The organism is Streptomyces sp. NPDC002463 (assembly GCF_042889835.1).
GTDB classification, from domain to species: Bacteria; Actinomycetota; Actinomycetes; order Streptomycetales; family Streptomycetaceae; genus Streptomyces; species Streptomyces nymphaeiformis.
In genome coordinates, this window is record NZ_JBIARL010000018.1 from 148,405 (window position 1) to 170,528 (window position 22,124).

General features: G+C 72.2%; 23 protein-coding genes. 10 read left to right on the top strand and 13 right to left on the bottom strand.

What is annotated here, in order from left to right; genetic code table 11:
- Position 1: 1 nt before the first annotated feature.
- Positions 2–832, bottom strand: a complete 831-nt coding sequence (locus tag ACFYX3_RS31470) for a glycoside hydrolase domain-containing protein (RefSeq protein ID WP_389020564.1) — start codon at positions 830–832, stop codon at positions 2–4.
- 63 nt (positions 833–895) lie between these two features.
- The gene (locus ACFYX3_RS31475) at positions 896–1,264 is read right to left on the bottom strand and encodes a VOC family protein (RefSeq protein ID WP_389020567.1); all 369 of its coding nucleotides are present in this window, start codon (positions 1,262–1,264) and stop codon (positions 896–898) included.
- 386 nt (positions 1,265–1,650) lie between these two features.
- Here ACFYX3_RS31475 and ACFYX3_RS31480 point away from each other — a divergent pair, with 386 nt between their 5' ends.
- Positions 1,651–3,144 (top strand): FUSC family protein, encoded by a 1,494-nt coding sequence (locus ACFYX3_RS31480; RefSeq protein ID WP_389020652.1) that lies wholly within the window; start codon positions 1,651–1,653, stop codon positions 3,142–3,144.
- A 104-nt stretch (positions 3,145–3,248) separates the two neighbouring features.
- On the top strand, positions 3,249–4,304 hold the full coding sequence (locus ACFYX3_RS31485) for a lactonase family protein (protein WP_389020570.1): 1,056 nt from the start codon (positions 3,249–3,251) through the stop codon (positions 4,302–4,304).
- 104 nt (positions 4,305–4,408) lie between these two features.
- Here the strand turns inward: ACFYX3_RS31485 and ACFYX3_RS31490 are convergent, their stop codons facing one another.
- Together ACFYX3_RS31490 and ACFYX3_RS31495 are read right to left on the bottom strand one after the other, a co-directional pair.
- Entirely contained in the window at positions 4,409–5,332 is a 924-nt protein-coding gene (locus ACFYX3_RS31490) for a sirohydrochlorin chelatase (RefSeq protein WP_389020573.1), read from the bottom strand.
- Positions 5,333–5,545: 213 nt separating this feature from the next.
- Positions 5,546–6,559 carry an N-acetylglucosamine kinase gene (locus ACFYX3_RS31495; protein WP_389020576.1) on the bottom strand — a complete coding sequence of 338 codons (1,014 nt, stop codon included), beginning with the start codon at positions 6,557–6,559 and terminating at the stop codon, positions 5,546–5,548.
- A gap of 97 nt (positions 6,560–6,656) precedes the next feature.
- Between ACFYX3_RS31495 and ACFYX3_RS31500 the strand changes: the two genes are divergently transcribed.
- On the top strand, positions 6,657–7,334 hold the full coding sequence (locus tag ACFYX3_RS31500; RefSeq protein WP_389020579.1) for a uracil-DNA glycosylase: 678 nt from the start codon (positions 6,657–6,659) through the stop codon (positions 7,332–7,334).
- A gap of 34 nt (positions 7,335–7,368) precedes the next feature.
- On the opposite strand, the gene ACFYX3_RS31505 is transcribed toward ACFYX3_RS31500, so the two are convergent.
- From ACFYX3_RS31505 to ACFYX3_RS31515, 3 genes are all read right to left on the bottom strand, one after another.
- Positions 7,369–7,911, bottom strand: a complete 543-nt coding sequence (locus ACFYX3_RS31505; RefSeq protein WP_389020582.1) for an RICIN domain-containing protein — start codon at positions 7,909–7,911, stop codon at positions 7,369–7,371.
- 128 nt (positions 7,912–8,039) lie between these two features.
- Positions 8,040–9,122, bottom strand: coding sequence for a WD40/YVTN/BNR-like repeat-containing protein (locus ACFYX3_RS31510; RefSeq protein WP_389020585.1), 1,083 nt, complete (start codon positions 9,120–9,122; stop codon positions 8,040–8,042).
- Positions 9,123–9,209: 87 nt separating this feature from the next.
- Entirely contained in the window at positions 9,210–10,289 is a 1,080-nt protein-coding gene (locus ACFYX3_RS31515; RefSeq protein WP_389020588.1) for an NADH:flavin oxidoreductase/NADH oxidase, read from the bottom strand.
- 122 nt (positions 10,290–10,411) lie between these two features.
- Here ACFYX3_RS31515 and ACFYX3_RS31520 point away from each other — a divergent pair, with 122 nt between their 5' ends.
- The gene (locus ACFYX3_RS31520; RefSeq protein WP_389020591.1) at positions 10,412–10,771 is read left to right on the top strand and encodes an ArsR/SmtB family transcription factor; all 360 of its coding nucleotides are present in this window, start codon (positions 10,412–10,414) and stop codon (positions 10,769–10,771) included.
- Positions 10,772–10,800: 29 nt separating this feature from the next.
- Here ACFYX3_RS31520 and ACFYX3_RS31525 read toward each other — a convergent pair whose 3' ends face one another.
- On the bottom strand, positions 10,801–11,451 hold the full coding sequence (locus ACFYX3_RS31525) for a DUF305 domain-containing protein (RefSeq protein ID WP_389020594.1): 651 nt from the start codon (positions 11,449–11,451) through the stop codon (positions 10,801–10,803).
- Positions 11,452–11,732: 281 nt separating this feature from the next.
- Here ACFYX3_RS31525 and ACFYX3_RS31530 point away from each other — a divergent pair, with 281 nt between their 5' ends.
- A complete protein-coding gene (locus tag ACFYX3_RS31530) occupies positions 11,733–13,166 on the top strand; it encodes an LVIVD repeat-containing protein (RefSeq protein ID WP_376584342.1) in 1,434 nt (477 codons plus the stop codon).
- Here ACFYX3_RS31530 and ACFYX3_RS31535 read toward each other — a convergent pair.
- The 4 genes from ACFYX3_RS31535 to ACFYX3_RS31550 form a co-directional block, all read right to left on the bottom strand.
- Positions 13,145–13,816, bottom strand: a complete 672-nt coding sequence (locus tag ACFYX3_RS31535) for a TetR/AcrR family transcriptional regulator (RefSeq protein WP_382658011.1) — start codon at positions 13,814–13,816, stop codon at positions 13,145–13,147. The two genes, ACFYX3_RS31530 and ACFYX3_RS31535, sit on opposite strands and share 22 nt — an antisense overlap.
- 129 nt (positions 13,817–13,945) lie before the next feature.
- Positions 13,946–14,620 (bottom strand): phosphatase PAP2 family protein, encoded by a 675-nt coding sequence (locus ACFYX3_RS31540; protein ID WP_389020598.1) that lies wholly within the window; start codon positions 14,618–14,620, stop codon positions 13,946–13,948.
- A gap of 132 nt (positions 14,621–14,752) precedes the next feature.
- Complete coding sequence (locus tag ACFYX3_RS31545) at positions 14,753–15,688, bottom strand: M56 family metallopeptidase (protein WP_382658006.1); 936 nt, start codon at positions 15,686–15,688, stop codon at positions 14,753–14,755.
- A 139-nt stretch (positions 15,689–15,827) separates the two neighbouring features.
- Complete coding sequence (locus ACFYX3_RS31550; protein ID WP_389020603.1) at positions 15,828–16,412, bottom strand: DUF5134 domain-containing protein; 585 nt, start codon at positions 16,410–16,412, stop codon at positions 15,828–15,830.
- 172 nt (positions 16,413–16,584) lie between these two features.
- Between ACFYX3_RS31550 and ACFYX3_RS31555 the strand changes: the two genes are divergently transcribed.
- The 5 genes from ACFYX3_RS31555 to ACFYX3_RS31575 all read left to right on the top strand — a co-directional run bounded on the left by ACFYX3_RS31555 (position 16,585) and on the right by ACFYX3_RS31575 (position 21,247).
- Complete coding sequence (locus tag ACFYX3_RS31555) at positions 16,585–17,136, top strand: GNAT family N-acetyltransferase (RefSeq protein ID WP_116162398.1); 552 nt, start codon at positions 16,585–16,587, stop codon at positions 17,134–17,136.
- Between the two features lie 157 nt (positions 17,137–17,293).
- The gene (locus tag ACFYX3_RS31560) at positions 17,294–18,700 is read left to right on the top strand and encodes a DUF6421 family protein (protein WP_389020608.1); all 1,407 of its coding nucleotides are present in this window, start codon (positions 17,294–17,296) and stop codon (positions 18,698–18,700) included.
- 35 nt (positions 18,701–18,735) lie between these two features.
- Positions 18,736–19,497 (top strand): SDR family NAD(P)-dependent oxidoreductase, encoded by a 762-nt coding sequence (locus tag ACFYX3_RS31565; protein WP_359513058.1) that lies wholly within the window; start codon positions 18,736–18,738, stop codon positions 19,495–19,497.
- Positions 19,494–20,573 (top strand): low specificity L-threonine aldolase, encoded by a 1,080-nt coding sequence (locus ACFYX3_RS31570; RefSeq protein ID WP_116162402.1) that lies wholly within the window; start codon positions 19,494–19,496, stop codon positions 20,571–20,573. Before ACFYX3_RS31565 ends, ACFYX3_RS31570 begins: the two co-directional genes overlap by 4 nt.
- 74 nt (positions 20,574–20,647) lie before the next feature.
- Positions 20,648–21,247, top strand: coding sequence for a transglutaminase family protein (locus ACFYX3_RS31575; protein ID WP_389020613.1), 600 nt, complete (start codon positions 20,648–20,650; stop codon positions 21,245–21,247).
- Positions 21,248–21,287: 40 nt separating this feature from the next.
- Here the strand turns inward: ACFYX3_RS31575 and ACFYX3_RS31580 are convergent, their stop codons facing one another.
- Positions 21,288–22,010 carry a lysophospholipid acyltransferase family protein gene (locus ACFYX3_RS31580; RefSeq protein WP_389020616.1) on the bottom strand — a complete coding sequence of 241 codons (723 nt, stop codon included), beginning with the start codon at positions 22,008–22,010 and terminating at the stop codon, positions 21,288–21,290.
- Between the last annotated feature and the right edge of the window lie 114 nt (positions 22,011–22,124).

The following is a 22,124-nucleotide window of genomic DNA, read 5'->3' on the forward strand; positions in this document are numbered from 1 at the left end:
ATCAGCCGACGATGGCGACCGGGCCGTCCCACGCGTCCTGGTCGACGGTGAGGGTGTAGCCGCCGCGCGTCTCCTTGCCGTTGACCAGGTACTGGTGGCCGCGGCTGTGGCCGGTGTACTGGGTGGCGCCCCACGGCCAGTCGGCGGTGGTGGTGTTCTGCTTGTCCCACAGGGCGTACCAGAGGTTGCCCGGCAGGTCGGTGCGGTCGGTCGCGGTGGCGACGGCCTTCGCGCTGGAGCTGGTGAAGCCGTAGAAGCCGCCGCGGTACGTCTTCGCGCGCAGCGTCCTGGTGAAGGACCGCACGTACGTCAGCACGGCGTCGTTGCACGCCTTGTCGGTGACGGCGTACGGCTCCATGTCCAGGAAGATCGGGCTGCCGGGCTTCATGCCGAGCGCCGAGGCCTTCGCCACCGCGTCGGCGGCGTCCGTCACGCCGAGGGACGCCGCCGTCGAGGCCGTGAGCCTCTCGGGGTTGGCGCTGGTCTGGCAGGGCGGCTGGGCGCCGACATAGAGGGGGATGAGCTTCCAGCCCGCCGCGTCGACCGACTTCACCCAGGACGCGGTGAGGTTCGGCTGCGCACAGCCCCGGTTCTTGCCGCCGATGTAGACCGCGGCGCCGCCGTAGAAGCCGTTGCTCTTCCAGGCCTTCATCGCCGCCAGGGAGGGCGCCGTGCACGTGTCGAAGGCCCGCCCGGTGAACGTCCTCTGCGCGGGCCACACCGTGGCCGCCATCGAGGTCTGCGCCGCGACCACGGCGCCCACCACGGCGACGGCGCCTCCGGTCGCCGCGGCGATGTAGCGACGCTTCTTCGAAAGCCGATGGCCGGCCATACCCACCCCTTGTCACGAACGCGACAGACAGTCGCAGTGACCACGCACTGTAGTGGACGGCCCTCAGGGCGCCGGGACCGGCTGGGTGAGGTTCAACGGGTTGCCGTCGGGGTCCTTGATGTGGGCGACGCGCTGCCCCCACGGCATGTCGGTGGGGCCGCCGCCGACCGAGCCGCCAAGCGCCGTCACCCGGCCGAGCGTCTCGTCGACGTCGTCGACACCGATGCTGAGCAGGATCCGCGGCGCAGCCCCGTTCCCCGCGTCGGCCCTGGACACGAGACCGAGGTCGGTGTCGCCGATGCGCAGGCCGAGATAGAAGACCGGGCCTTCCTCCGGCACCCGGGAGATCTCCTGGGCGCCGAACAGTTTCGTGTAGAAGTCGCGCAGGACGTCGTGGTGGGCGGTGACGATCACGGGCTGGATGGTGGACATGGCACTCCTGTCGAGAACGGTCGTGTCGCCGGGTGGACCGTTCGAGGACGCCGAACTCATCGGTGAAGACGTCGGCGGGCAGGCGCTGCCGCCGGCATCCGGTGTTCGGCGGTGTGGGCCAATGGCTCCGTCCGGTCACCCGTCTCGGCGTGTCGCTGGGCCGATGGCCCACCCTTTCGTCGGTGAGTTGAGCCGCTGTACCCCCTTCGGTCTATCCTTGTAGCCATCACACATCTTCGGCGCCGCGCAGCGCCGTCCGGCGACGAGGCCGGACCGGCCCGCGGTGCTTTCGTCGTGTCCGAGCCCCCACCACCCCCGGGGACGTCTCGCGCGCGGTGAGGGACAGATCAAGGGGGGCGGGATTGGCCGCCGTGCACAAGTACTTCATGGCCCCGGATCCGGGGCGCGTCAGGCTCAGGGTCTCGCTGCGCGCCGTCCTCGGCATCGCGCTCGCGGTCGCCCTGGCCGAGCTGTCCGGTCTGTCCCTCGTCGCGTCCATCACCGCCGGGCTCGCCGCGCTGCTCGCCCTCTTCACGGTCGCCGACCCCAGCGTGCGCCGTCAGGCCGTCACCACGGCCCTGCTGCCGACGGTCGGCTTCCCGGTGCTCGCCCTCGCGACCCTCCTGCACGGTGCTCCGGCCCTGCGCGACGCGGCCTGGCTGCTCGTGATCTTCGCCGGCGTGTACGCGCGCCGCTGGGGGCCGCGCGGACACGCGCTCGGCATCTTCGCCTTCATGCAGTTCTTCGTGACCCAGTTCCTGCACGCCCTCCCCGCCCAGCTCCCCGAGCTGTACGCGGCCACCGGCATCGCCCTGGGCGCGGCCGCGACCGTGCGCTTCGTGCTGTGGCCCGTCGAGCGCCGGGTCCCGCCGCCGGCGGCGCCCGCCCCGCTGCCCGGGACGGGGCTCGCCCGGGCCACCACCCGCCAGGCCGTCCAGGTCACCGTCGCCTCCGGGGCGGCCCTCGTCATCGGACAGGTCCTCTCGGAGCAGCGCTGGTACTGGGCCGTCGGCACCGTCTGGTGGATCTTCGTCAACACGGCCTCCCGGGGCGAGACGCTCGTCCGGGGCTTCCGCCGCGTCCTCGGGACCGTCACCGGCATCGCCGCCGGATTCCTCGTCGCCATCCCGCTGGGCGGCGCCCCCGTCGCCACCGCGCTGCTGGTCGCCGTGTGCGTGTTCGGGATCTTCTACGCCGCCCCCGTCTCGTACAGCTGGATGATCCTCGCGGTCACTGTGATGGCCAGCCTGCTCTACGGGCTCCTCGGGGTGCTCGACGGCGCGCTGCTCCTCCTGCGCGTGTCCGAGACCGTCGTCGGGGCCGTGTGCGCCGGCCTCGCCGTGACGCTGGTCCTTCCCGTACGGACGCACACCACGAACGACGCGTGGATCCAGAGGGCGCTGCTGTGTGTCCGGTCCGCCACGTCGGCGTCCGTACGTCGTCTCGCGGGCGAGGAGGCCGCCGACCCGACGCCGCACGCCGCCGAGCTGGAGGCGCTCCTCGGGCGCGTCCGGCTCTCGCTGGCTCCGCTGGTGCATCCGCTGACCCCCTTCCTGGGGAGGAAGCAGCGAGCGCGCCGGGTCCTCGTGCTCCTCGACGAGGCGGCCGCCGAGGTGCGGGGACTCGTCGCCGTGGCCGCCGACCCGGACGCCAGTCACGACGCCCGCCTGGCCGCCGCCTGCTGGCGGGTGGAGGCCGCCGTGGAGGCCCTCACCTCGCGCGAAGGGGCCGCGATGGAGTTGGAGGGTCACCCCCGGTCCGACAGCGAGGCCCACGCGGGTGCGCCGGCTCTCGTCCACGCGAGCGGGCTCGCGCGCGTGCTCACGGAGCTGGACGCTCCGCTGCGGACTCCGCCCGGCGCGTGGATGGTCCGCCCCTGAAGGGCCCCGGGCTCCCCGATTTGGTCTAGACCGCCTGCTACCGTCGGCCCGACGAGAGACGACGGCCGGTCGACCGCGACCGGCCCGGGGACAGGGGAGGCGCCGTGGGCGGCACAGGGACGGATCAGGGCCGGAGCGGGGTACGGGCGTACATAGGCTCCTTCACCTCGGCGGGCGGCCGCGGCGTCCTCGCCGCCGACGTGGACGAGGCCACCGGCGCGCTGACCGTCACCGGCGCCGGCGACGCCGTCGCCGACCCCTCCTTCCTCGCCCTCGCCGGCCCCGTGCTCCACGCCGTGTCCGAGACCGAGGCGGGTGCCGTCGCCGCCTTCGACGTCACCGGGCCGGCGCCCCGGCCGCTCGGCGCCCCCGTCCCCGTCGACGGCGCGGGCCCCACCCACCTGGCGCTCGCCGCCGGACACCTCCTCACCGCCAACTACACCTCCGGCAGCGTCACCGCCCTGCCGCTGGCCGAGGACGGCACCGCCCGCCCCGCCACCACCGTCCTGCGGCACGAGGGCGGCGGCCCCGTCGCCGACCGCCAGAGCGGCCCGCACGCCCACCAGGTGCTCCCCGACCCCAGCGGCGACTGGGTCGTCAGCGTGGACCTCGGCACCGACTCGGTACGGATCTGCGCGCTCGACCCCGCGACCGGGCGGCTCACGCTCCACGGCGAGACCGCGCTGCGCCCCGGCACCGGACCGCGCCACCTCGCCTTCCATCCGGCCGGCACCCACGCGTACGTCCTGAACGAGCTGGAGCCCACCCTCACCGTCTGCCGTTGGGACGCCGCGCAGGGCGTCCTGGAACCGCTCGGCGAGACCCCCGTCGTCCCCGAGGGCACCACCGGTCCCAGCTACCCCTCCGAGGTGGTCGTCTCCCCCGACGGCCGCTTCCTCTGGGCCGCCGTGCGCGGCGACGACACCCTCGCCGTGCTCGCCCTCGGGGCGGACGGCGCCGAGGCCCGTCTCGTCGCCGCCGTGCCCTGTGGCGGCACCTGGCCCCGCGACCTCACGCTCGCCCCCTCCGGGCGGCACCTGTACGCGGCGAACGAGCGCTCCGGCGACGTCACCTGGTTCACCCTCGACCCGGAGACCGGGATCCCGACGCGCGCGGGCGCGATCGAGGCCCCCGCGGCCTCCTGCGTCGTCTTCGGCTGAGACCGCCGGGCGAGAGACGGTCGGGGTACGACGAAGGGCCCGCGCCGGACGATTCCGGAGCGGGCCCTTCCGTACGGCGCGGGGCCGGGGCCTGCGAGCGGGCCTCAGAGCGAGGGCGCGCCCTGCGGCTGCTGCGGCGGGATGCCCAGCGCGGCGGTGTACTGCGAGAGCACCAGCTTGCCGATCGCCGGGTAGGCGCCCAGCGGCTCGGCGGCGGCGCAGCCCGCCTCCTTCGACGCCTCGTCGAGGAGGCCCTCGGCCAGCTCGGGGCCGATCAGGTACGGGGCGAGGGCCAGCTGCTCCGCGCCGGCGGCGCGCAGCTGATCGGCCACGGAGGCGATGGAACCCTCCTGGTCGAGCGCGGCGGCCATCACCGGGACGGCGAGGCGCGCGGCGAGCAGCATGCCGGTGATGCCGGCGGCCTGCACGGCCTCCTCGCCACCGACCGTGGCCAGGATGATGCCGTCGGCGGCCGTCGCGACGGTGAAGAGCCGGGCGCGGTCGGCGCGGGCCAGACCGGCCTCGGAGAGCCGCACGTGCAGCGCCTCGGCGAGCAGCGGGTGCGGGCCGAGGACATCGGTCAGCTCGGCGGTGTTGCCGCCGTCCATGAGGGCCTGGCGCACCTGGCGCATCTGCGCGCTGTCAGGGCCCGCGAGCAGCGGGACGACGACCGCGGCCGGGCCCGTCGGGGCGGTGGCCTCGCGGCCGGCGGCCAGGGCCAGCTCGTACCGCTCGGTGCGCAGCTTCTCGGTCGCCGCGAGGACGGTCGCGAGCGAGGGGTATTCGGTGTCGTCGCCCTCCAGGAAGCCGATCGCGGCCTCCAGGCCGGGCAGCTCGGAGCGGGCGATGCTCACGACCTCCTCGGCCAGCGAGCGTATGGCGGCGGACGGCACGCCGGGCACGGCGAGAACCAGTGCGGGAGCGCCCTCGGGCGCCGCCGCGGGTTCGGGGCGACGGTGCCGCCCGGACTGGCGGGGTCGAGGCATTCGTACAGGCAGGCCGGAAGCAGGCCCAGTGGGGGAGCTCATGGCGCCGCATGCTACTGGTTTCGCCCGCCGCGCCGTTGGCTGAGGTGCGGTCACGTGCCTTCTGCCCCTCTATGTCCGCTCTCTGCTCCGACTTCCGTTCCGCCACGCTTGCGCATCCGCCCCGGCGCCGGTTCCGCTTCCCCGTCTCCTCCACCCCGCACGGGTCGACTCCCGCCTCCGCGCACCGTGTCCCAGCTGGGCGGAAGGCCCCGGCTAGGCCACCCCGGCGCCGAACAGGCGGAGCAGCGACGGGTGTTCCGGCAGGCGCAGGGTGTCGGTGGCGAGCGCGGAGGCCAGGGCGACCGCCCCGGCGAGAGGGTCTCCCGCCGGTTCCACCGCCCGGGCCTCCGGCAGCAGCTCCGCGAGAGCGGACCGGAGCGGGGCGAGCAGGGGCTCGCCCATCTTGAAGAGCCCGCCGGTGAGGGCCACCGAAGCACCGGGCTCCGCGGGGCACGCGGCCTCGGCGGCCTCGGCGATGTGCGTGCCGGCCCGCGCGAGGATGCCGGCCGCCACCAGATCGGACCCGGCGCACCGACCCACCTCGGGGGCGAAGGAGGCGAGTACGGCGGGCCGGTCCGTACGCGGGTAGAGCACGCCCGCCAGTCCGGCCGCGGGCCCGAAGAGCTTCTCGGCCCGCGCCAGGAGCTCCGCCGAACCCCCTCGCCGCCCGTCGTGCGCGCGCATCGCCGCCTCGAGGCCCGCCCGGCCGATCCAGGAGCCGCTGCCGCAGTCGCCGAGCAGGTGCCCCCAGCCGTCCGCCCGCCGCCAGGACGTCAGATCCGTGCCGAGCGCGATCAGCCCCGTACCGCCGGCGACGACGACGCCCGGCCGCTGGCCGAGCGCCCCGGCGTAGGCGGTGACCGCGTCGGCCGCGAGTGCCAGAAGGCGTACCCCCCATGCCTCCGCGAACGCGCCCGGCAGTTCGGCCCGCAGCTCGTCCCCGAGGGTCGCCATCCCGGCGGCACCCACGGCGACGGCCGCGACCGGCCGCCCACCGGCCCGCTCCCGCAGGGCGGCGACGGCGGGCAGGACCTGCTCCAGGAAGTGACCGGCGGAGATCCCGCCCGGTCCGGTCCGCACGGGCTCCCGGGAGGAGACGGTCTCCAGGACGGTGCCGCTCGCCGCCCCGGCCAGCGCGACGCGGAGCCCCGAACCGCCGGAGTCGACGCCGACGACCACGGCGTCGGAGGACTCGGCCACGGGAAGAGCGGGACGTACGGGATCCACGGAGACCACGGTGCACCATCCTCGGAGACGTGAGCGGGAGCCGGCGGGGGTCCGCGCCGGACCCCGTTGTCAGCGTAGGCCGGTAGAGTGACGGACCGTGACAGCGCGACCCTTGAACGAACTGGTGGAGCCCGGCTGGGCGGAGGCCCTGAGCCCCGTCGCGGGGCGTGTCGCCGCGATGGGCGACTTCCTGCGGGCGGAGATCGCCGCAGGCCGGACGTACCTGCCGTCCGGGCCGAACGTGCTGCGGGCCTTCCAGCAGCCCTTCGACGAGGTGCGGGTTCTGATCGTGGGTCAGGATCCCTATCACACACCGGGGATGCCGATGGGGCTCAGCTTCTCGGTCGCGCCCGAGGTGCGCTCGCTGCCGCCCAGCCTGGAGAACATCTTCCGGGAGCTGCACACCGACCTCGATCTGCCCCGGCCGTCGAACGGCGACCTGACGCCGTGGACCCGCCAGGGCGTCCTGCTCCTCAACAGGGCGCTGACGACGGCCCCGCGCAAGGCCGGTGCCCACCGGGGCAAGGGCTGGGAAGAGGTCACCGAGCAGGCGATCCGCGCGCTGGCGGCCCGGGGCAAGCCCCTGGTCTCTATCCTCTGGGGCAGTGACGCCCGCAGGGCCCGCCCGCTCCTCGGGAACCTGCCGGCGATCGAGTCCGCGCACCCGTCCCCGATGTCGGCGGACCGGGGCTTCTTCGGCTCCCGCCCGTTCAGCCGGGCGAACGAGATGCTCATCGGCATGGGCGCCCAGCCCGTGGACTGGCGCCTGCCCTGAGGGCGCGCCGGTGCCGCCGGCGCGCCCCGGAGCGTCAGTAGATCCTGCGGAAGTAGTACGACTGGTTGGCGCCGCCGGTGCAGTCCCACAGTCGCGCAGGGGCACCTGCGTCGACGCGCCAGTCGGCGATCTCCAGGCACTTGTTCTGGACGTACTCGACAGGAGTGCGGATGCGGCCGTCATTGCCGTACCAGGTCTGGTTCGCACCCCAGTGGCAGTCCCACTGGTTGGCCGTGGCGCCGTTGTACGTGGCCCAGCCGCCGATCTCCAGGCACATGCCGCTGTTCACGTTCACGTACCAGTAGGGACCGGTGGACGAGTTCGGCTCGTAGAACCTGCGCCACTGCTGGTTGGCGCCGCCGGTGCACGGCCACTGTCGGACGGCGGCACCGTTGGCCAGGCTCCAGTCGGCGACCTCCAGGCACATGCCCGAGGTGTGGTTGGGACGGATCTCATAGGTGAAGTCGGAGACGTGGCCCCCGTCGGCCTGGGCAGGGGCGGCCGTGAGCAGGACACCGAAGACGGCGGCGAGCGCGAGCAGGAGGCGGCGGGCGTGGGAGAACAGGCTGAGCTTCATGGTCCTCTGCAATCAGGGAGGCCCCAGCCGTCGGCCGGGAGAGCGGCCTCATGATCGCATGTTCGCACGAACGAACTTCCGCCTGCACGGCGGCACTTGAGCGAGATTCTGCGGAATCTGTCGTTCCGTCAGATCACCGCCGCCCGCACGCACAGCACGTCCGGCAGGTGCTCCGCCAGGAGCTGCCAGCTGTCCCCGTCGTCCGCGCTCGCGTACACCTCGCCGTTCCGGTTGCCGAAGTAGACGCCCGCCGGGTCCGCGTCGTCCGTGCACAGCGCGTCGCGCAGCACCGTGCCGTAGTGGTCGCCCTCGGGCAGCCCCCGGCTGAGCGGCTCCCACGTGGCGCCCGCGTCCGTCGTCCGGTAGACGCGGCAGCGGCGGCCCGCCGGAACCCGGTCGGAGTCGGCGGTGATCGGGAAGACGTACGCGGTGTCCGGGCGGTGCGGGTGCGCGGCGACCGCGAAGCCGAAGTCCGAGGGGAGTCCCGAGCCGATGTCGGACCAGTTCGCGCCGGCGTCGTCGCTGCGGAAGACGCCCCAGTGGTTCTGGAGGTAGAGCCGGTCGTTGTCGCCCGCGTCCTGGGCGATCTTGTGGACGCACTGCCCGAACTCGGGGTTCGGATCGGGCAGGAAGACGGCGGACACACCGTGGTTGGAGGGCGCCCACGCGGCTCCGCCGTCCCGCGAGCGGAACACCCCGGCCGTCGACACCGCGACCGTCAGCGCGTCCGGGTCGCGCGGGTCCGTGACGACGGTGTGCACGGCCTCGCCGCCTCCGCCGGGCACCCACTTCGAGCGCGTCGGGTGCTCCCAGAGCGGGCGGACGAGCTCGAAGGACTCGCCGCCGTCCGCCGACCGGAACAGTGCGGCCGGCTCCGTCCCCGCGTACACGACGTCGGGGGAGTGCTCGGGTGCCGGGTGCAGCTGCCAGACCCGCTCCAGGGAGGCACCCGTGTCCTCGGGGAACTTCACGGCGGGGCGGGCCGGTTCGGTCCAGGTCCTGCCGAGGTCGTCGGAGTGGAAGACGGAGGGGCCCCAGTGCGCGCTGTCCCCGCCCGCGAGCAGGCGCGGTGTCGGCCGCCGGGTGTCGATGGCCACCGAGTACACCGCCTGCGCGGGGAAGCCGGGATCGTCGAACTCCCATCGTCCGTCGTGCCTCCGCCCGATGAAGAGGCCCTTGCGGGTGCCTACGGTGAGGAGTACGTCGGGCATGGCTGCCACCTCCAGGGACGCCGTTGTCACTGATACGGGCCAGTCTGCACCCGGCCACTGACAACGGTCCCCGGTGACGCGCCGTGGTCAGATCGCCCAGGCGTACTGCGAGGGCGCGGGGGTCAGGGCGCCCAGCTCGCGGGCGGCGCGGCGCGGCCAGGAGGCGTCGCGCAGCAGCTCGCGGCCGAGGAGGACCGCGTCGGCCTCGCCGTTGGCGAGGATCTTCTCTGCCTGCTCGCTCTCGGTGATCAGGCCGACGGCGGCGACGGGCAGCCCGGTCTCGGCCTTGACGCGGGCGGCGAAGGGCACCTGGTAGCCGGGGCCCACCGGGATCTCGGCCGGTCCGCCGTTGCCGCCGGTGGAGACGTCGAGGAGGTCGACGCCGTGCTCGCGCAGGAGGGCGGCGAACCGTACGGTCTCGTCGGCCGTCCAGCCCTGCCGCTCCAGCCAGTCGGTGGCGGAGACGCGGAAGAAGAGGGGCAGCTCCTCGGGCCAGACGGCGCGTACGGCGTCGACGACCTCCAGGGCGAGACGGGTGCGGTTCTCGAACGAGCCGCCGTAGGCGTCGGTGCGGTGGTTGCTGTGCGGGGAGAGGAACTCGTGGATCAGGTAGCCGTGCGCGCCGTGGATCTCGATGACCTCGAAACCGGCCTCCAGGGCGCGGCGGGCCGTGTCCGCGAACTGTCCGGTGATCTCCCGGATGCGCTCCACGGTCAGCTCGGTCGGGACCTGGTGGTCCGCGGCGAACCCGACCGGGCTGGGGCCGACGGGCTGCCAGCCCTCGCTCGGGTCGACCGGGCCGCGGCCCTCCCAGGGCCGGTTGGTGGAGGCCTTGCGTCCGGCGTGACCGATCTGGATGCCGGGGACGGTGCCGTGCTCCTTGAGGAATCCGGAGATGCGTCGCAGTCCTTCGGTCTGGGTGTCGTTCCAGAGGCCGAGGTCGGCCGGGCTGATGCGTCCCTCGGGGGAGACGGCGGTCGCCTCGACGAGGATCAGTCCGGCACCGCCGGTGGCGCGGGCCGCGTAGTGGGCGAAGTGCCAGTCGCCGGCGACGCCCGCGTCCGGTCCGCTCGTCTCCGCCGAGTACTGGCACATGGGCGCCATCCAGACCCGGTTGGGCGCGGTCAGGGAACGCAGGGTGTACGGCTCGAAGAGGGCGACGCTCATGACGGACTCCGTTCGGGATGCCTCGAAGATGCTCGTACGATACTCGTCGTAGTACGGCACCTGTCAAACTACGAGGCCTCTCGTACAATGGTGCGCATCCCGGATGAAGTGGAGCCGCCGCCATGACGACCACCACCAGCCCGCGCGTCCTCGAACACCCCACGCGCGACCAGATCCGCCTCGAAGAGGTGCTGCACGCCCTCTCGGACGCCGTGCGCCTGCGGATCGTGCGGGACATGGCGCGCGAGGACGTCGAACTCAGCTGCTCGTACTTCGACCTCCCGGTGACCAAGTCCACGACCACGCACCACTTCCGGGTGCTCCGCGAGAGCGGCGTGATCCAGCAGGTGTACCGGGGCACGGCCAAGTACAACCTCCTGCGCAGGGACGACCTCGACGCCCTCTTCCCCGGCCTGCTCGACTCCGTCCTGTCCGCCGCCGGCGCCCAGGCCGGGCGTGCGGGGGAGGAGGGGACGGCCTGACGGCCGGCTCCCTCCGCATCCCGCGGCGCCTACAGCGAGCGCATCCGGTCGATCTCCGAGCTCTGCTGGGCGATCACGTCGTTCGCCATCTCCTCCACGAGGACGTTGTTGCCCTCGCTCAGCACCTCGGCGGCCATCGTCACGGCCCCTTCGTGGTGCTTGATCATGAGCTTCAGGAAGAGCTCGTCGAAGACCTCGCCCTTCGCGCTCCTCAGCTCCTCCAGTTGTGCCTCGGTCGCCATGCCCGGCATCGAGTGATGGTCGTGAGCGCCCTGCGCGCGCGGGCCGCCGTTGTTTTTCAGCCAACCTTCCATGGCGCCGATCTCCGGCCGCTGCGCCGCCGCGATCCGCGCGGCGACCTTCTTCACCTGCGGCGAGGACGCCCGCCGGGGGACCAGGTCCGTCATCGTCAGGGCCTGCTGGTGATGCACCATCATCATCTGGACGTACCGGAAGTCCGCGCCGTTCGGGCTCTCGTCGGGGAGCAGCCGGGCGGCCTCCTCGGGGGATATCCGCCGGGCCGGTTCACCCGGCTTGCCCGGTGCCACCACCGACTGCCCGGTCGAGGCCTTGGCCTGCGGCGCGCTCCTGTCGGGCCCCGACTCGCAGGCACCCAGGGCGAGTACGGCGACGGCGGACAGGGCCACGGCGACGACGGCACGCTGACGGCGGATCAACAACGCGACCTCCAGGGGTTCTTGCGGGGGATAGTGACCGTTCCTAGCACTTTCTCTTCTTGACCGATCGAAAACCTTCATTACGTCTGTGTTGCCATCTGTTGAGATGTGCACGGCAAGGAAGATACTGCCGGGGTCCAACACCCGTTCAAAGCTGAACGGATACCAGGGAGGACGGAGTGACTTCGTTGCGTACCCCGCGTTCCACGTCCGACACGCGTGACCCGCGTGCCCGCATCAGACGCCTGGGCGTGGCATCCGCCGCGGCCGGGCTACTGGCCGCCATGCTCGTGGCAGGCCCCGCGACCGCCAGCCCCGACCCCGGAGACACCGGCCCCGTACAGGGCGCGGTCTCCGCGCAGCAGGCCGAGGAGGCGCGCTCCGCCATCCAGAGCGGCGAGATACCCGGCGTGGACGAGATCGTCCACAGCCAGAACATCGAGCACCTGGCGAACATCCCCAAGGACGCCCTCAAGGGCCTCAACTCGGACCTCGCCTTCCAGGGCAAGTACGCCTTCGCCGGCAACTACGACGGCTTCCGGATCTTCGACATCAGCGACCCGAAGGCCCCGAAGACCGTCACGCAGGTCCTCTGCCCGGGCTCCCAGAACGACGTCTCCGTCTCCGGGAACCTCCTCTTCCTCTCCACCGACTCCTCCCGCAGCGACAACTCGTGCGCCAGCACGACGCAGCCCGCCTCGGTGAAGGAATCCTGGGAGGGCATGAAGATCTTCGACATCAGCGACATCGCCAACCCGAAGTACGTCGCCTCCGTCGAGACCAACTGCGGTTCGCACACCCACACGATCCTGCCCAAGGGCAAGAACGTGTACATCTACGTCTCCTCCTACTCGCCCAACGCGGCCTTCCCGGACTGCCAGCCCCCGCACGACGGCATCTCCGTCATCAAGGTGCCCCGCAAGGCGCCCGAGCAGGCCGCGGTCGTCAACTTCCCCGTCCTCTTCCCGGGCGACGGCCCGGACGGCGGCGGCAACCCGGGCGCGCCCACCAACCCGGGCGTCTCCAAGACCACCGGCTGCCACGACATCACCGTGCTCCCGTCGGAGAACCTCGCGGCCGGCGCCTGCATGGGTGACGGCATCCTCTTCGACATCAAGGACCCCGAGCACCCGCGGGTCATCGACCAGGTCGAGGACAACGTCAACTTCGCGTTCTGGCACTCCGCGACCTTCAACCAGAAGGCGAACAAGGTCGTCTTCACCGACGAGCTCGGCGGCGGCGGCGCCGCCACCTGCAACGCCCAGGTCGGCCCCAACCGGGGCGCCGACGGCATCTACGACATCGTCGGCAAGGGCGACCAGCGCAAGCTCGTCTTCCGCAGCTACTTCAAGATCCCGCGCCACCAGGCCGACACCGAGAACTGCGTCGCGCACAACGGCTCGCTGATCCCGGTCAAGGGCAAGGACCTCATGGTCCAGGCCTGGTACCAGGGCGGTGTCTCCGTCTGGGACTTCACCGACTCCTCCGCCCCGAAGGAGATCGCCTACTTCGAGCGAGGCCCGCTGTCCGCCACCACCATGGCGACGGGCGGTTCCTGGTCCGCGTACTACTACAACGGCCACATCTACTCGAACGACATCGCGAAGGGCTTCGACGTCCTGCAGCTCTCCGACCGTCGTACGGACCCGGCGAAGCGGATCCGGATGGACCGGCTCAACGTCCAGACCCAGCCGGACTACTTCGACCTCGACGACTGACCGAGGTCATGACGGCCGGATGACGGCCTGAGCACCCGCATGCCGTCGGGCGGACCCCCGTCCGGCGGCATGCCCGCCTCCCAGTCGAGCCCGTACCGCTGGAACAGCTCCCACCGCAGCCGGGCCGGCGGCATCGGAGCCCCCGGCAGCAGCAGCGCCACCACCGTGCCCATCAGCAGGGCGCGCAGCAGCGGGTAGTCCGTGTCCACGTCCGTCGAGCCGTACCGCGTGACCGTGTCCCGCAGCAGGAAGGCCAGGCGCTGCTGCTCCTCGCACTGCACGAACCCCTCGGCCTGCAGGATGCCCGCCATGTGGGTCCGCATCAGCGTGGGCCGCGCCACCGCGAGCCCCAGGATCGCGTCGATCGCGCGGGCCAGCCGCTCGCGGCCGTCCTCCGTGCGCGGCTCTCGCTCGAGCGCCTCCTCCAGGGTGAGGTGCATCAGCCGGTGCACCGCCGCCTGGAGCAGCTGGCGCTTGCCGGGGAAGTAGTACGAGATCAGCCCCCGCGCCGTACCGGCCCGCTCCGCTATGTCGCCGAGCGTGGTCGCCTCGTAGCCATGAGCGTCGATCAGGTCCACCGTGGCCTGGAGAATCCGCTCCCGCGACCGGCGCCGAAGCTCTTCATTGACCGATGGGCTACGCGGGGACATGCTGGACTCCTGCGTTGACTGGCTGCCGGCCAATATACTCGGCGCATGCCGTCGGCATGCCCCTGTGGCATACCGGCGGGGATGCCGTCTGTTCTGGGCGACACGGGGGATCGTCCAGAACAGGCGGCTTCATCGTCTTTCTCCCATTCTGCCCCCGATGCCGCCTTCACCTCCGGGGGCTTCGCGCCGCTCGCTCCACCGGTACGTGAGGACCGCCACGGACACGCAGAACCAGCCGAGCAGCCACCCCTCGACGACGTCCGAGGGCCAGTGGACGCCCAGGTAGACCCGCGTGAAGCCCACCCCGAGCACCGAGAAGGCGGCGACGCCCGCCACGGTCCCCCAGCCGCGCCACTCGTCGCGCCAGCGCAGGGCGAGGACCCAGAGCAGCAGCCCGCAGGTGACCGTCGCCGTCATGGCGTGGCCCGAGGGGAAGGCGGCGTACCGTGCCGAGTCGATCGGATCGGTCCACTGCGGCCGGTCCCGGTCCACCAGCGACTTGAGGGCCTGCTGGAGTCCGGCGGCCAGCAGGCTCGTCCCGGCCACCCAGAGAGCCGGTCGCCGCTCCTTCCGCCACCACAGCAGCACCGTGGCGACGGTGGCCAGGGCACGCATCGTCCACGGGTCCCACACCCAGTCGGTCAGCACACGGTTGACGTGGGTGAAGCCGGGGTGCGCGAGGGCGCTGCGGTGCAGCGCCTCGGCGACCGACCGGTCGAAGGAGAGCAGCGGCGACCACCCCACCGCGACGAGCAGGAGCAGAGCCAGGGCCAGGACCCCGGAGATCACGGCGGAGGTGCGCATGCGCCGATCCTGCCCGACGATCCGCCCCGCGCCGTTGTCCGGGCCGGGGGGTGTCGCCGTCCGGCCCCGGTCCTCCGCCCCGGCGCGCGTCGCCGTCCGGGACCGGTCCATCGAGCCCGCTGTCACCTGCCGTTATCCCAGCGCGCTGAGCGCCGGCACGAAGGCCACGAGCACGGGGATCACGGGCACCAGGGAAGCGGCCGCCGTCAGCCGGAGCCGGTGGCCGGCGGTAAGCCGCGGGGTCGCCGTCAGCAGCCGGTTCACCCGCTGCGGCAGACCGGCGTCGGGCGCGGGCCCGGGGCCGAACACTCCCCGGTCCTCGTTCAGTTCGACCAGCGCGAGCGCGATCGTCAGCCGCCCGAAGCGACGCGAGGCGACGTCGTCGGCGGCCAGCTCCACCAGACGGTGCATCTCCTCGCGGAAGGCCGCGAAGACCGGGATCCCCGGGAATCCGGCGGCCAGCGCGGCCGAGGAGTGCAGCAGCCAGTCGTGCCGGGCCCGGGCGTGGCCCTGCTCGTGGGCCAGCACCGCGTCCAGCTGGCGCCCCTTCAACCGGCGCAGCGCCGCGGTCGTGATGACCAGCTGGGGCGTGGAGCCCGCCACCCACCAGGCGTTCGCCCGCTCGCCCTCCAGGACGACGAGCCGCTCGCCGCCCGGCCGCTCCCCGGGCAGCAGGGGCGCGCGGACGAGCAGTTCGCAGCGGTGCTGCCGGCGCCGGGCGCGGGCCTGGCCGATCTCGCGGCCCAGCATCGCCCCGGACCAGAGCCCGCCGGCCGCCAGGGCCACCGCGAGCACCGCAGACCAGGGCCCGGACGTGCCGAGTTCGTACGCGTCGACCACCGCGCGCGGCGCGGGCGCGAAGACCTGCCCCCGGACGGCCTGCCAGGCGGCGGACGCGCTGAACGTCATGGAGAGCGCGAAGCTGACCAGCACCGCGGCCACCACGCACTGCCACACCCACAGGGCCACCACGGGTTCTCGCTCCACCCAGTCGGCCCGGGACAGCAGCTTGGGGGCCGCGACGGCGGTCAGGAGGCCGAGCAGGAACAGCGCGAGGGAGACCCACATGGCGTCAGCCTATGAGCGCGGTACTCGCCGGGGTATGGGCGCGGACGGCAAGTGACGTACGCCACGGTTTGGTTGGCCGGAAGGCGCGGTCGCGGGCCGGGTCCCACGAGACCTCCCGGGGCCCGGTGAGCCCCCCGCCTCACATGGTCACCAGCATGGCCAGCATCGCGAGCGCCATCGACAGCCGGCAGGCGTGCGTCAGCTCCGGCCGGCCCGCCCAGCCGCCGCCCCCGCTCGCCCACGCCCGGCCCGCGGCGCCCCCCTGGGTCGCCGCCACCGGGACGAGTCGCGCACCCGAGCGGAGCACGTACGCCGTGTAGTAGAGGAGAAGTCCGCCCGTGAGCACGGGTATGCCGCCCGTCGTCCCCGCCGTGTGCCCCGCGTGCGCCCCCGTCGCGCCGGGCGCCGCCATCGCGACCGCCATGTAGACCATGGCGAGCGAGCCCACCAGATGGTGCAGATGGTGACCGCCGTGCCGGGCCGCCAGGAGACCGTGCAGCGCCGCCGCGCCGAACACCGCCGCGTACACCGCCCACACCCACTCCGGCGGCGCCAGGGCCGCCGCGGGCAGCGCCATCGCCGCCATCCCGAAGCCCATCACGGCCTCGCCGACCGCGGCCCGCCGCGCCTCGCCGACGCAGGTGCGCGTCCGCAGCAGGCAGTACACGCCCGTCGCCGTGCACAGCGCGACCAGCAACCACCCGGACAGAGCCGGTCCGTGCACGGCACACCTCCCCCTCGCCGCCGTCCCCTCCAGGGAGGAATGCCCGCCTCCCGGGGGCCGCACGCGGGCGCACGGGCGCGCACAGGCGTACGAAGGGAGCGAAAGGCTCGCGCGTTAGGCTCGGGCCGATCGCGCACGCCGATCGTCAGCGCCTGAGGGGAGCCCCGAGAACATGGACACCGCCACGTCCCAGGAGACCGGCCGGATCAGCTACCGCGACGCGGTCCTCGACGACGTCCCGGCACTCGTCCCGCTCGTCGAGTCGGCCTACCGGGGCGACGCCAGCCGGGGCGGCTGGACGACGGAGGCGGACATCCTCCAGGGGCAGCGCACCGACCCCCAGGGCGTGACCGAGGTGATCACCACACCGGGCAGCCGGCTCCTGGTCGTCGAGCGCGACGGCGAGCTGGTCGCCTGCTGCCAGCTGGAGCACCGCGGGGAGGCCGCCTACTTCGGCATGTTCGCGGTCCGCCCCGAACTCCAGGGTGCCGGTCTGGGCAAGCAGATCATCGCGGAGGCCGAGCGCCGGGTGCGCGAGCTGTGGGACGTGCGCGAGATGCACATGACGGTGATCTCCGTGCGCGAGGAGCTGATCGCCTGGTACGAGCGGCGCGGCTACCGGCGCACGGGCCGGACGACCCCGTTCCCGTACGGCGACGAGCGCTTCGGCCTGCCCCAGCGCGACGACCTGGAGTTCGAGCTGCTGATCAAGCCGCTGAGCTGATCCGTCCGGCGGAAAGGTGGCTTCCCCCCTGACGGACAGGAAAAACTTCTGCCGTGAGGGGGGTGGCGCAGGATAATTTCTCTTGGCTCCCCTTGTGTGGACGAAGCGTCAATGGTTACGTTGTATTGACGCAAGGTTCTCCTGTGGAGGAAGAGGCATGACGGAAATTCTTGTGCAGGACGTGACCGGTGGGGCGATATCCACCGACGCCCGCGTGATCGACCACCCGGCCTGGGCCGAGCTCAAGAATGCCGTGGAGGAGATCCGCCCCTGGCAGTCCAAGGACGGCTCCATCGACTTCGAGGCCGAGGGCGCCCCCGCCCGCGCGCTCGTCGAGCTGACCGTGGACCGCCTGGTCGCGGCCGTCGAGCAGCTCTCCCCGCTCGTCCCGCACGACGGCGCCTACCACCGCGCCCTCGTCGCGGACCTGCGCAAGTGGGTCGAGGGCGGCTTCACCGTGCCGGACTTCCTGGACTCCCTCATGGAGTTCCACCCGGCCGCCGGCCGTGCCGACGGGCTCCAGCACCTCGTGCTCTTCCCGATGTACACGCAGAACGGCAACCTGGACCGCAACTTCGAGGCCGTCGTGCTCCGCATGGTCTGGCCCGAGTGGCTCTCCGAGCTGGAGCGCACCCGCTACGACAACCCGGGCTTCTGCGGCATCACCTTCGAGGACTTCACCGCCGGGTACGACACCAACTCGGCCGTCCTCTTCCCGGAGACCGTCGCCGTCCGCGAGGTCCCCGAGCGCTTCACCTGGGGCGGCATCTTCTGCGACCGCGAGGCCGCGCGCTTCCGCAAGGTCACCGAGGCCGCCGTCGACACCCTCGGCGTGAAGCTCCCCGAGGACATCGCCGTCATGCTCGGCGACCAGGAGCGCTGCCAGCAGGCCTTCGCGCTCTGGGACCTGGTCCACGACCGCGCCCACAGCCGCGGAGACCTGCCCTTCGATCCCTTCATGATCAAGCAGCGCCAGCCGTTCTGGATGTACGGCCTCGAGGAGCTCCGCTGCGACCTCACCGCCTTCAAGGAGGCCGTGAAGCTGGAGTCCGAGGGCAACGGGCACGGCCGTGACGTGCAGTACGCCGTCCTCTTCGACCGGATGTTCCGCTTCCCGCTCACCGGTGACCGCACCCGCAACTACGACGGTCTGGGCGGCCAGCTCCTCTTCGCGTACCTCCACAAGAACGACGTGGTGCGCTGGACGGACAACGTCCTCACGATCGACTGGGACCGGGCCCCCGAGGTCACCAACCGCCTCTGCTCCGAGATCGAGACCCTCTACCGCGAGGGCATCGACCGCCCGAAGCTGGTCCACTGGTTCAAGGCGTACGAGTTCGTCTCCACCTACCTCGCCCCGCACCCGGGATCGAAGTGGGCCAAGGGTCCCGACGCCCTCGACCTCTCCCTGCCGCCCCGCAAGCTCGTCGACGACGTGCTTCCGGACGAGTTTCCGCTGAGCATGTTCTTTGAGGCCCTCGCCAAGAAGCTGAAGGGCGTGATCGCCGACACCAAGGGGATCACCGCCGCCGACGTCCCGAGCACCGTGCGGGCCGCCGCGTGAGCGACCTCACCGAGAACACCGAGGAGGCGTCGCCCATGAACTCCAACGGAAACGGCGGACCGCTCGACGGCGCCGTCATCGCGGTCGCCGGCGCGGCCGGCCCTGCAGGCCGCGCGACCCTGCTGCGTCTCGCCGAGGCGGGCGCGACGGTCGTCGCGTCCGACGCCGACCCGGCGCGCCTCGCGGAGGCCGTCGACGCCGCCCGCTACGCCCACGGCGGAGCCAAGGTCATCGGCGACACGGTCGACCTCCTCGACCTGGACGCCACCCGTGACTGGGCCGCGAAGACCGAGAAGGAGTTCGGCCGGGTCGACGGCCTGGTCCACCTGGTCGGCGGCTGGCGCGGCAGCGCCTCCTTCACGGAGACCGACCTCCGGGACTGGGACTTCCTGGAGAAGCTCCTGATCCGCACGGTCCAGCACACCTCGCTCGCCTTCCACGACGGGCTGCTGCGCGCCGGCGGGCGCGGCCGGTACGCCCTGGTCAGCCAGTCCGGCGCGCACAAGCCGGTCGCCAACAACGCCGCGTACAACGCCGGCAAGGCGGCCGCCGAGGCCTGGACCCTCGCCATGGCGGACTCGTTCCGCAAGCTGGGGGGCGACGAAGGCCCGCAGGCGGCGGCTGCCATCCTGGTGATCAAGGCATTGGTGCACGACGCGATGCGCGCCGAACGCCCCAACGCGAAGTTCGCGGGCTTCACCGACGTCAAGGACCTGGCGAACGAGATCGCGGGTCTCTGGGACAAGCCCGCCCAGGAAGTGAATGGACAGCGTCTGTGGCTGACCCCCAAGCCGTGACCGCGGCACTCGGCCCCAGGACCGACGCACGTCGTCACCACGACCCGTCGGTCCGGGGCTTCGCCAGCGACAACTACGCCGGCGCCCACCCCGAGGTCCTCGCGGCCCTCGCCCTCGCCAACGAAGGCCACCAGGTCGCCTACGGCGAGGACCAGTACACCGATCACCTCCAGCGGATCATGCACAGCCACTTCGGCTCCACCGCCGAAGCCTTCCCGGTCTTCAACGGGACCGGGGCGAACGTGACCGCCCTCCAGGCGCTCACCGACCGCTGGGGTGCCGTCATCTGCGCCGAGACCGCCCACATCAACGTGGACGAGGGCGGCGCGCCGGAGCGGATGGGCGGCCTCAAGCTGCTCACCGTCCCGACCCCGGACGGCAAGCTCACCCCCGAGCTGATCGACCGGCAGGCCTGGGGCTGGGAGGACGAGCACCGGGCCATGCCCCAGGTCGTCTCGATCACCCAGAACACGGAGCTCGGCACCGTCTACACGGTGGACGAGATCCGCGCCATCGTGGAGCACGCCCACGCCAAGGGCATGAAGGTGCACCTCGACGGGGCCCGGATAGCCAACGCGGCCGCCTCGCTGGACGTGCCGATGCGCGCGTTCACCAACGCGGTCGGCGTGGACGTGATCTCGTACGGCGGCACGAAGAACGGCATGCTCTTCGGCGAGGCCGTCGTGGTCCTGAACCCCGACGCGGTCAGCCACATGAAGCACCTGCGCAAGCTGTCCATGCAGCTCGCCTCGAAGATGCGCTTCGTGTCGGTGCAGCTGGAGGCCCTTCTCGCGAAGGACCTGTGGCTGCGCAACGCCCGCCACGCCAACGCGATGGCCCAGCGCCTCGCCACCGGCGTGCGCGAGCTGGACGGGGTGGAGATCCTCTACCCGGTGCAGGCCAACGCGGTCTTCGCCCGCCTCCCGCACGAGGTGAGCCGACGCCTGCAGGAACGGTTCCGCTTCTACTTCTGGGACGAGGCCGCCGGCGATGTCCGCTGGATGTGCGCCTTCGACACCACGGAGGACGACGTGGACGCCTTCCTCCAGGCTCTGAAGGAAGAACTGGCCCGCTAGCCCTGGGTGAATATATATGCGGCCGGACGGAAAGTCATTGACTCCGTCCGGCCGTCTTCATAAGGTCGTTCCGCATGGAACTCATCCAGCAGAACCCTGACGTCGATGCGTACCTCGCCGCCGGCGAGGCCATCGACCACGATCATCCGCGTGTCAGGGAAGCGTCCGACCGTCTCGCCGGTGATCACCCCGACGCATACTCATACGCCGAAGCGGCCTTCGCGTTCGTCCGCGACGCCATCCCGCACTCCATGGACTCCGGCGACCTCCGCGTCACCTGGCGCGCCTCCGACGTCCTGGAGCAGGGCACCGGCATCTGCTACGCCAAGTCCGTCGCGTACGCCGCGCTCCTACGGGCCCGCGGCATCCCCGCGGCCCTCTGCTACCAGCGGCTCACCGAGGACGACGGCTCGGACCCCGTGGTCCACGGCCTCGTCGCCGTCCTGCTGCCCGGCGAGAGCGCCTGGGCGCGGCAGGACGTACGGGGGAACAAGCCGGGCGTCGACGCCCGGTTCTCACTCGGGGAGGAGCGGCTGGCCTTCCCCGTACGGCCGGAGATCGGCGAAGTGGACCACCCCGAGCTGTACGCCGAGCCGCACCCGGTCGTCCTGGACGTCCTGAAGGCCGCCCGGGACCGCCCGCACCTCGACCGGACGCTGCCGACGGAGCTCTGAGCCCCGGGGGCGTCCTCCGACGTGCGGAGAAACGGTTCCGTCAGCCGGCGTCCTTGACCTCGGCCGGCGTCGGAGCCGTACCGCCGAGGTGCGCCGGAACCCACCAGGTGTCGCTCGCGTCCTTCGGGCGGACCGGGTAGGCGCGCTGCGCGGCCTCCAGGAGCTCCTGGACGCGCTCGCGCAGCCGCCGGGTGATCGCGCCCGCGTACTGGTCGGAGGGGGCCTCCACGGGCTCGCCGACGCGGATCGTCACCGGGATGTGGCTCCGCTTGAAGTTCCGCGGCCTGCCCTTCGTCCACAGCCGCTGGGTGCCCCACAGCGCCATCGGGATCAGCGGGACGCCCGCCTCCTGCGCCAGGCGCGCCGCACCCGTCTTGAAGCTCTTCAGGGTGAAGGACTGGGAGATGGTCGCCTCGGGGAAGACGCCGATGATCTCGCCGGCCCGCAGCGACTCCAGGGCGTGCTTGTACGCGTGCTCGCCCTGGGCGCGGTCCACCGGGATGTGCTTCATGCCGCGCATGAGCGGCCCCGAGATCTTGTGCTTGAAGACCGAGTCCTTCGCCATGAAGCGCACCAGGCGCTTCTGGGGGAGGGCGGCGAGGCCGGTGAAGATGAAGTCCAGATAGCTGATGTGGTTGCTCACGAGCACCGCGCCACCGGTCCGCGGGATGTGCTCCGAACCCTGGGTGTCGATCTTCAGGTCGAGCGCCTTGAACATGGTCAGAGCGGCGCCGACGACCGGCCGATAGACGAGTTCTGCCATCGGAGAGGAACCTCTTCTTCATGTGCCCGGAGAGGGTTCTCCCGGCGAAGTTACGCGGCCGTAGGTTTTCGGCTTTGGGCAGATCGTGCCCCATGTGGGGCCCCGTGACCAGTC

Bases quoted from the DNA above. Each gene is read 5' to 3' on its own strand.
- ACFYX3_RS31470 (WP_389020564.1), bottom strand. From the start codon at position 832: ATGGCCGGCCATCGGCTTTCGAAGAAGCGTCGCTACATCGCCGCGGCG.
- ACFYX3_RS31475 (WP_389020567.1), bottom strand. From the start codon at position 1,264: ATGTCCACCATCCAGCCCGTGATCGTCACCGCCCACCACGACGTCCTG.
- ACFYX3_RS31480 (WP_389020652.1), top strand. From the start codon at position 1,651: ATGGCCCCGGATCCGGGGCGCGTCAGGCTCAGGGTCTCGCTGCGCGCC.
- ACFYX3_RS31490 (WP_389020573.1), bottom strand. From the start codon at position 5,332: ATGAGCTCCCCCACTGGGCCTGCTTCCGGCCTGCCTGTACGAATGCCT.
- ACFYX3_RS31505 (WP_389020582.1), bottom strand. From the start codon at position 7,911: ATGAAGCTCAGCCTGTTCTCCCACGCCCGCCGCCTCCTGCTCGCGCTC.
- ACFYX3_RS31510 (WP_389020585.1), bottom strand. From the start codon at position 9,122: ATGCCCGACGTACTCCTCACCGTAGGCACCCGCAAGGGCCTCTTCATC.
- ACFYX3_RS31515 (WP_389020588.1), bottom strand. From the start codon at position 10,289: ATGAGCGTCGCCCTCTTCGAGCCGTACACCCTGCGTTCCCTGACCGCG.
- ACFYX3_RS31520 (WP_389020591.1), top strand. From the start codon at position 10,412: ATGACGACCACCACCAGCCCGCGCGTCCTCGAACACCCCACGCGCGAC.
- ACFYX3_RS31530 (WP_376584342.1), top strand. From the start codon at position 11,733: ATGCTCGTGGCAGGCCCCGCGACCGCCAGCCCCGACCCCGGAGACACC.
- ACFYX3_RS31535 (WP_382658011.1), bottom strand. From the start codon at position 13,816: ATGTCCCCGCGTAGCCCATCGGTCAATGAAGAGCTTCGGCGCCGGTCG.
- ACFYX3_RS31540 (WP_389020598.1), bottom strand. From the start codon at position 14,620: ATGCGCACCTCCGCCGTGATCTCCGGGGTCCTGGCCCTGGCTCTGCTC.
- ACFYX3_RS31545 (WP_382658006.1), bottom strand. From the start codon at position 15,688: ATGTGGGTCTCCCTCGCGCTGTTCCTGCTCGGCCTCCTGACCGCCGTC.
- ACFYX3_RS31555 (WP_116162398.1), top strand. From the start codon at position 16,585: ATGGACACCGCCACGTCCCAGGAGACCGGCCGGATCAGCTACCGCGAC.
- ACFYX3_RS31560 (WP_389020608.1), top strand. From the start codon at position 17,294: ATGACGGAAATTCTTGTGCAGGACGTGACCGGTGGGGCGATATCCACC.
- ACFYX3_RS31565 (WP_359513058.1), top strand. From the start codon at position 18,736: ATGAACTCCAACGGAAACGGCGGACCGCTCGACGGCGCCGTCATCGCG.
- ACFYX3_RS31575 (WP_389020613.1), top strand. From the start codon at position 20,648: ATGGAACTCATCCAGCAGAACCCTGACGTCGATGCGTACCTCGCCGCC.
- ACFYX3_RS31580 (WP_389020616.1), bottom strand. From the start codon at position 22,010: ATGGCAGAACTCGTCTATCGGCCGGTCGTCGGCGCCGCTCTGACCATG.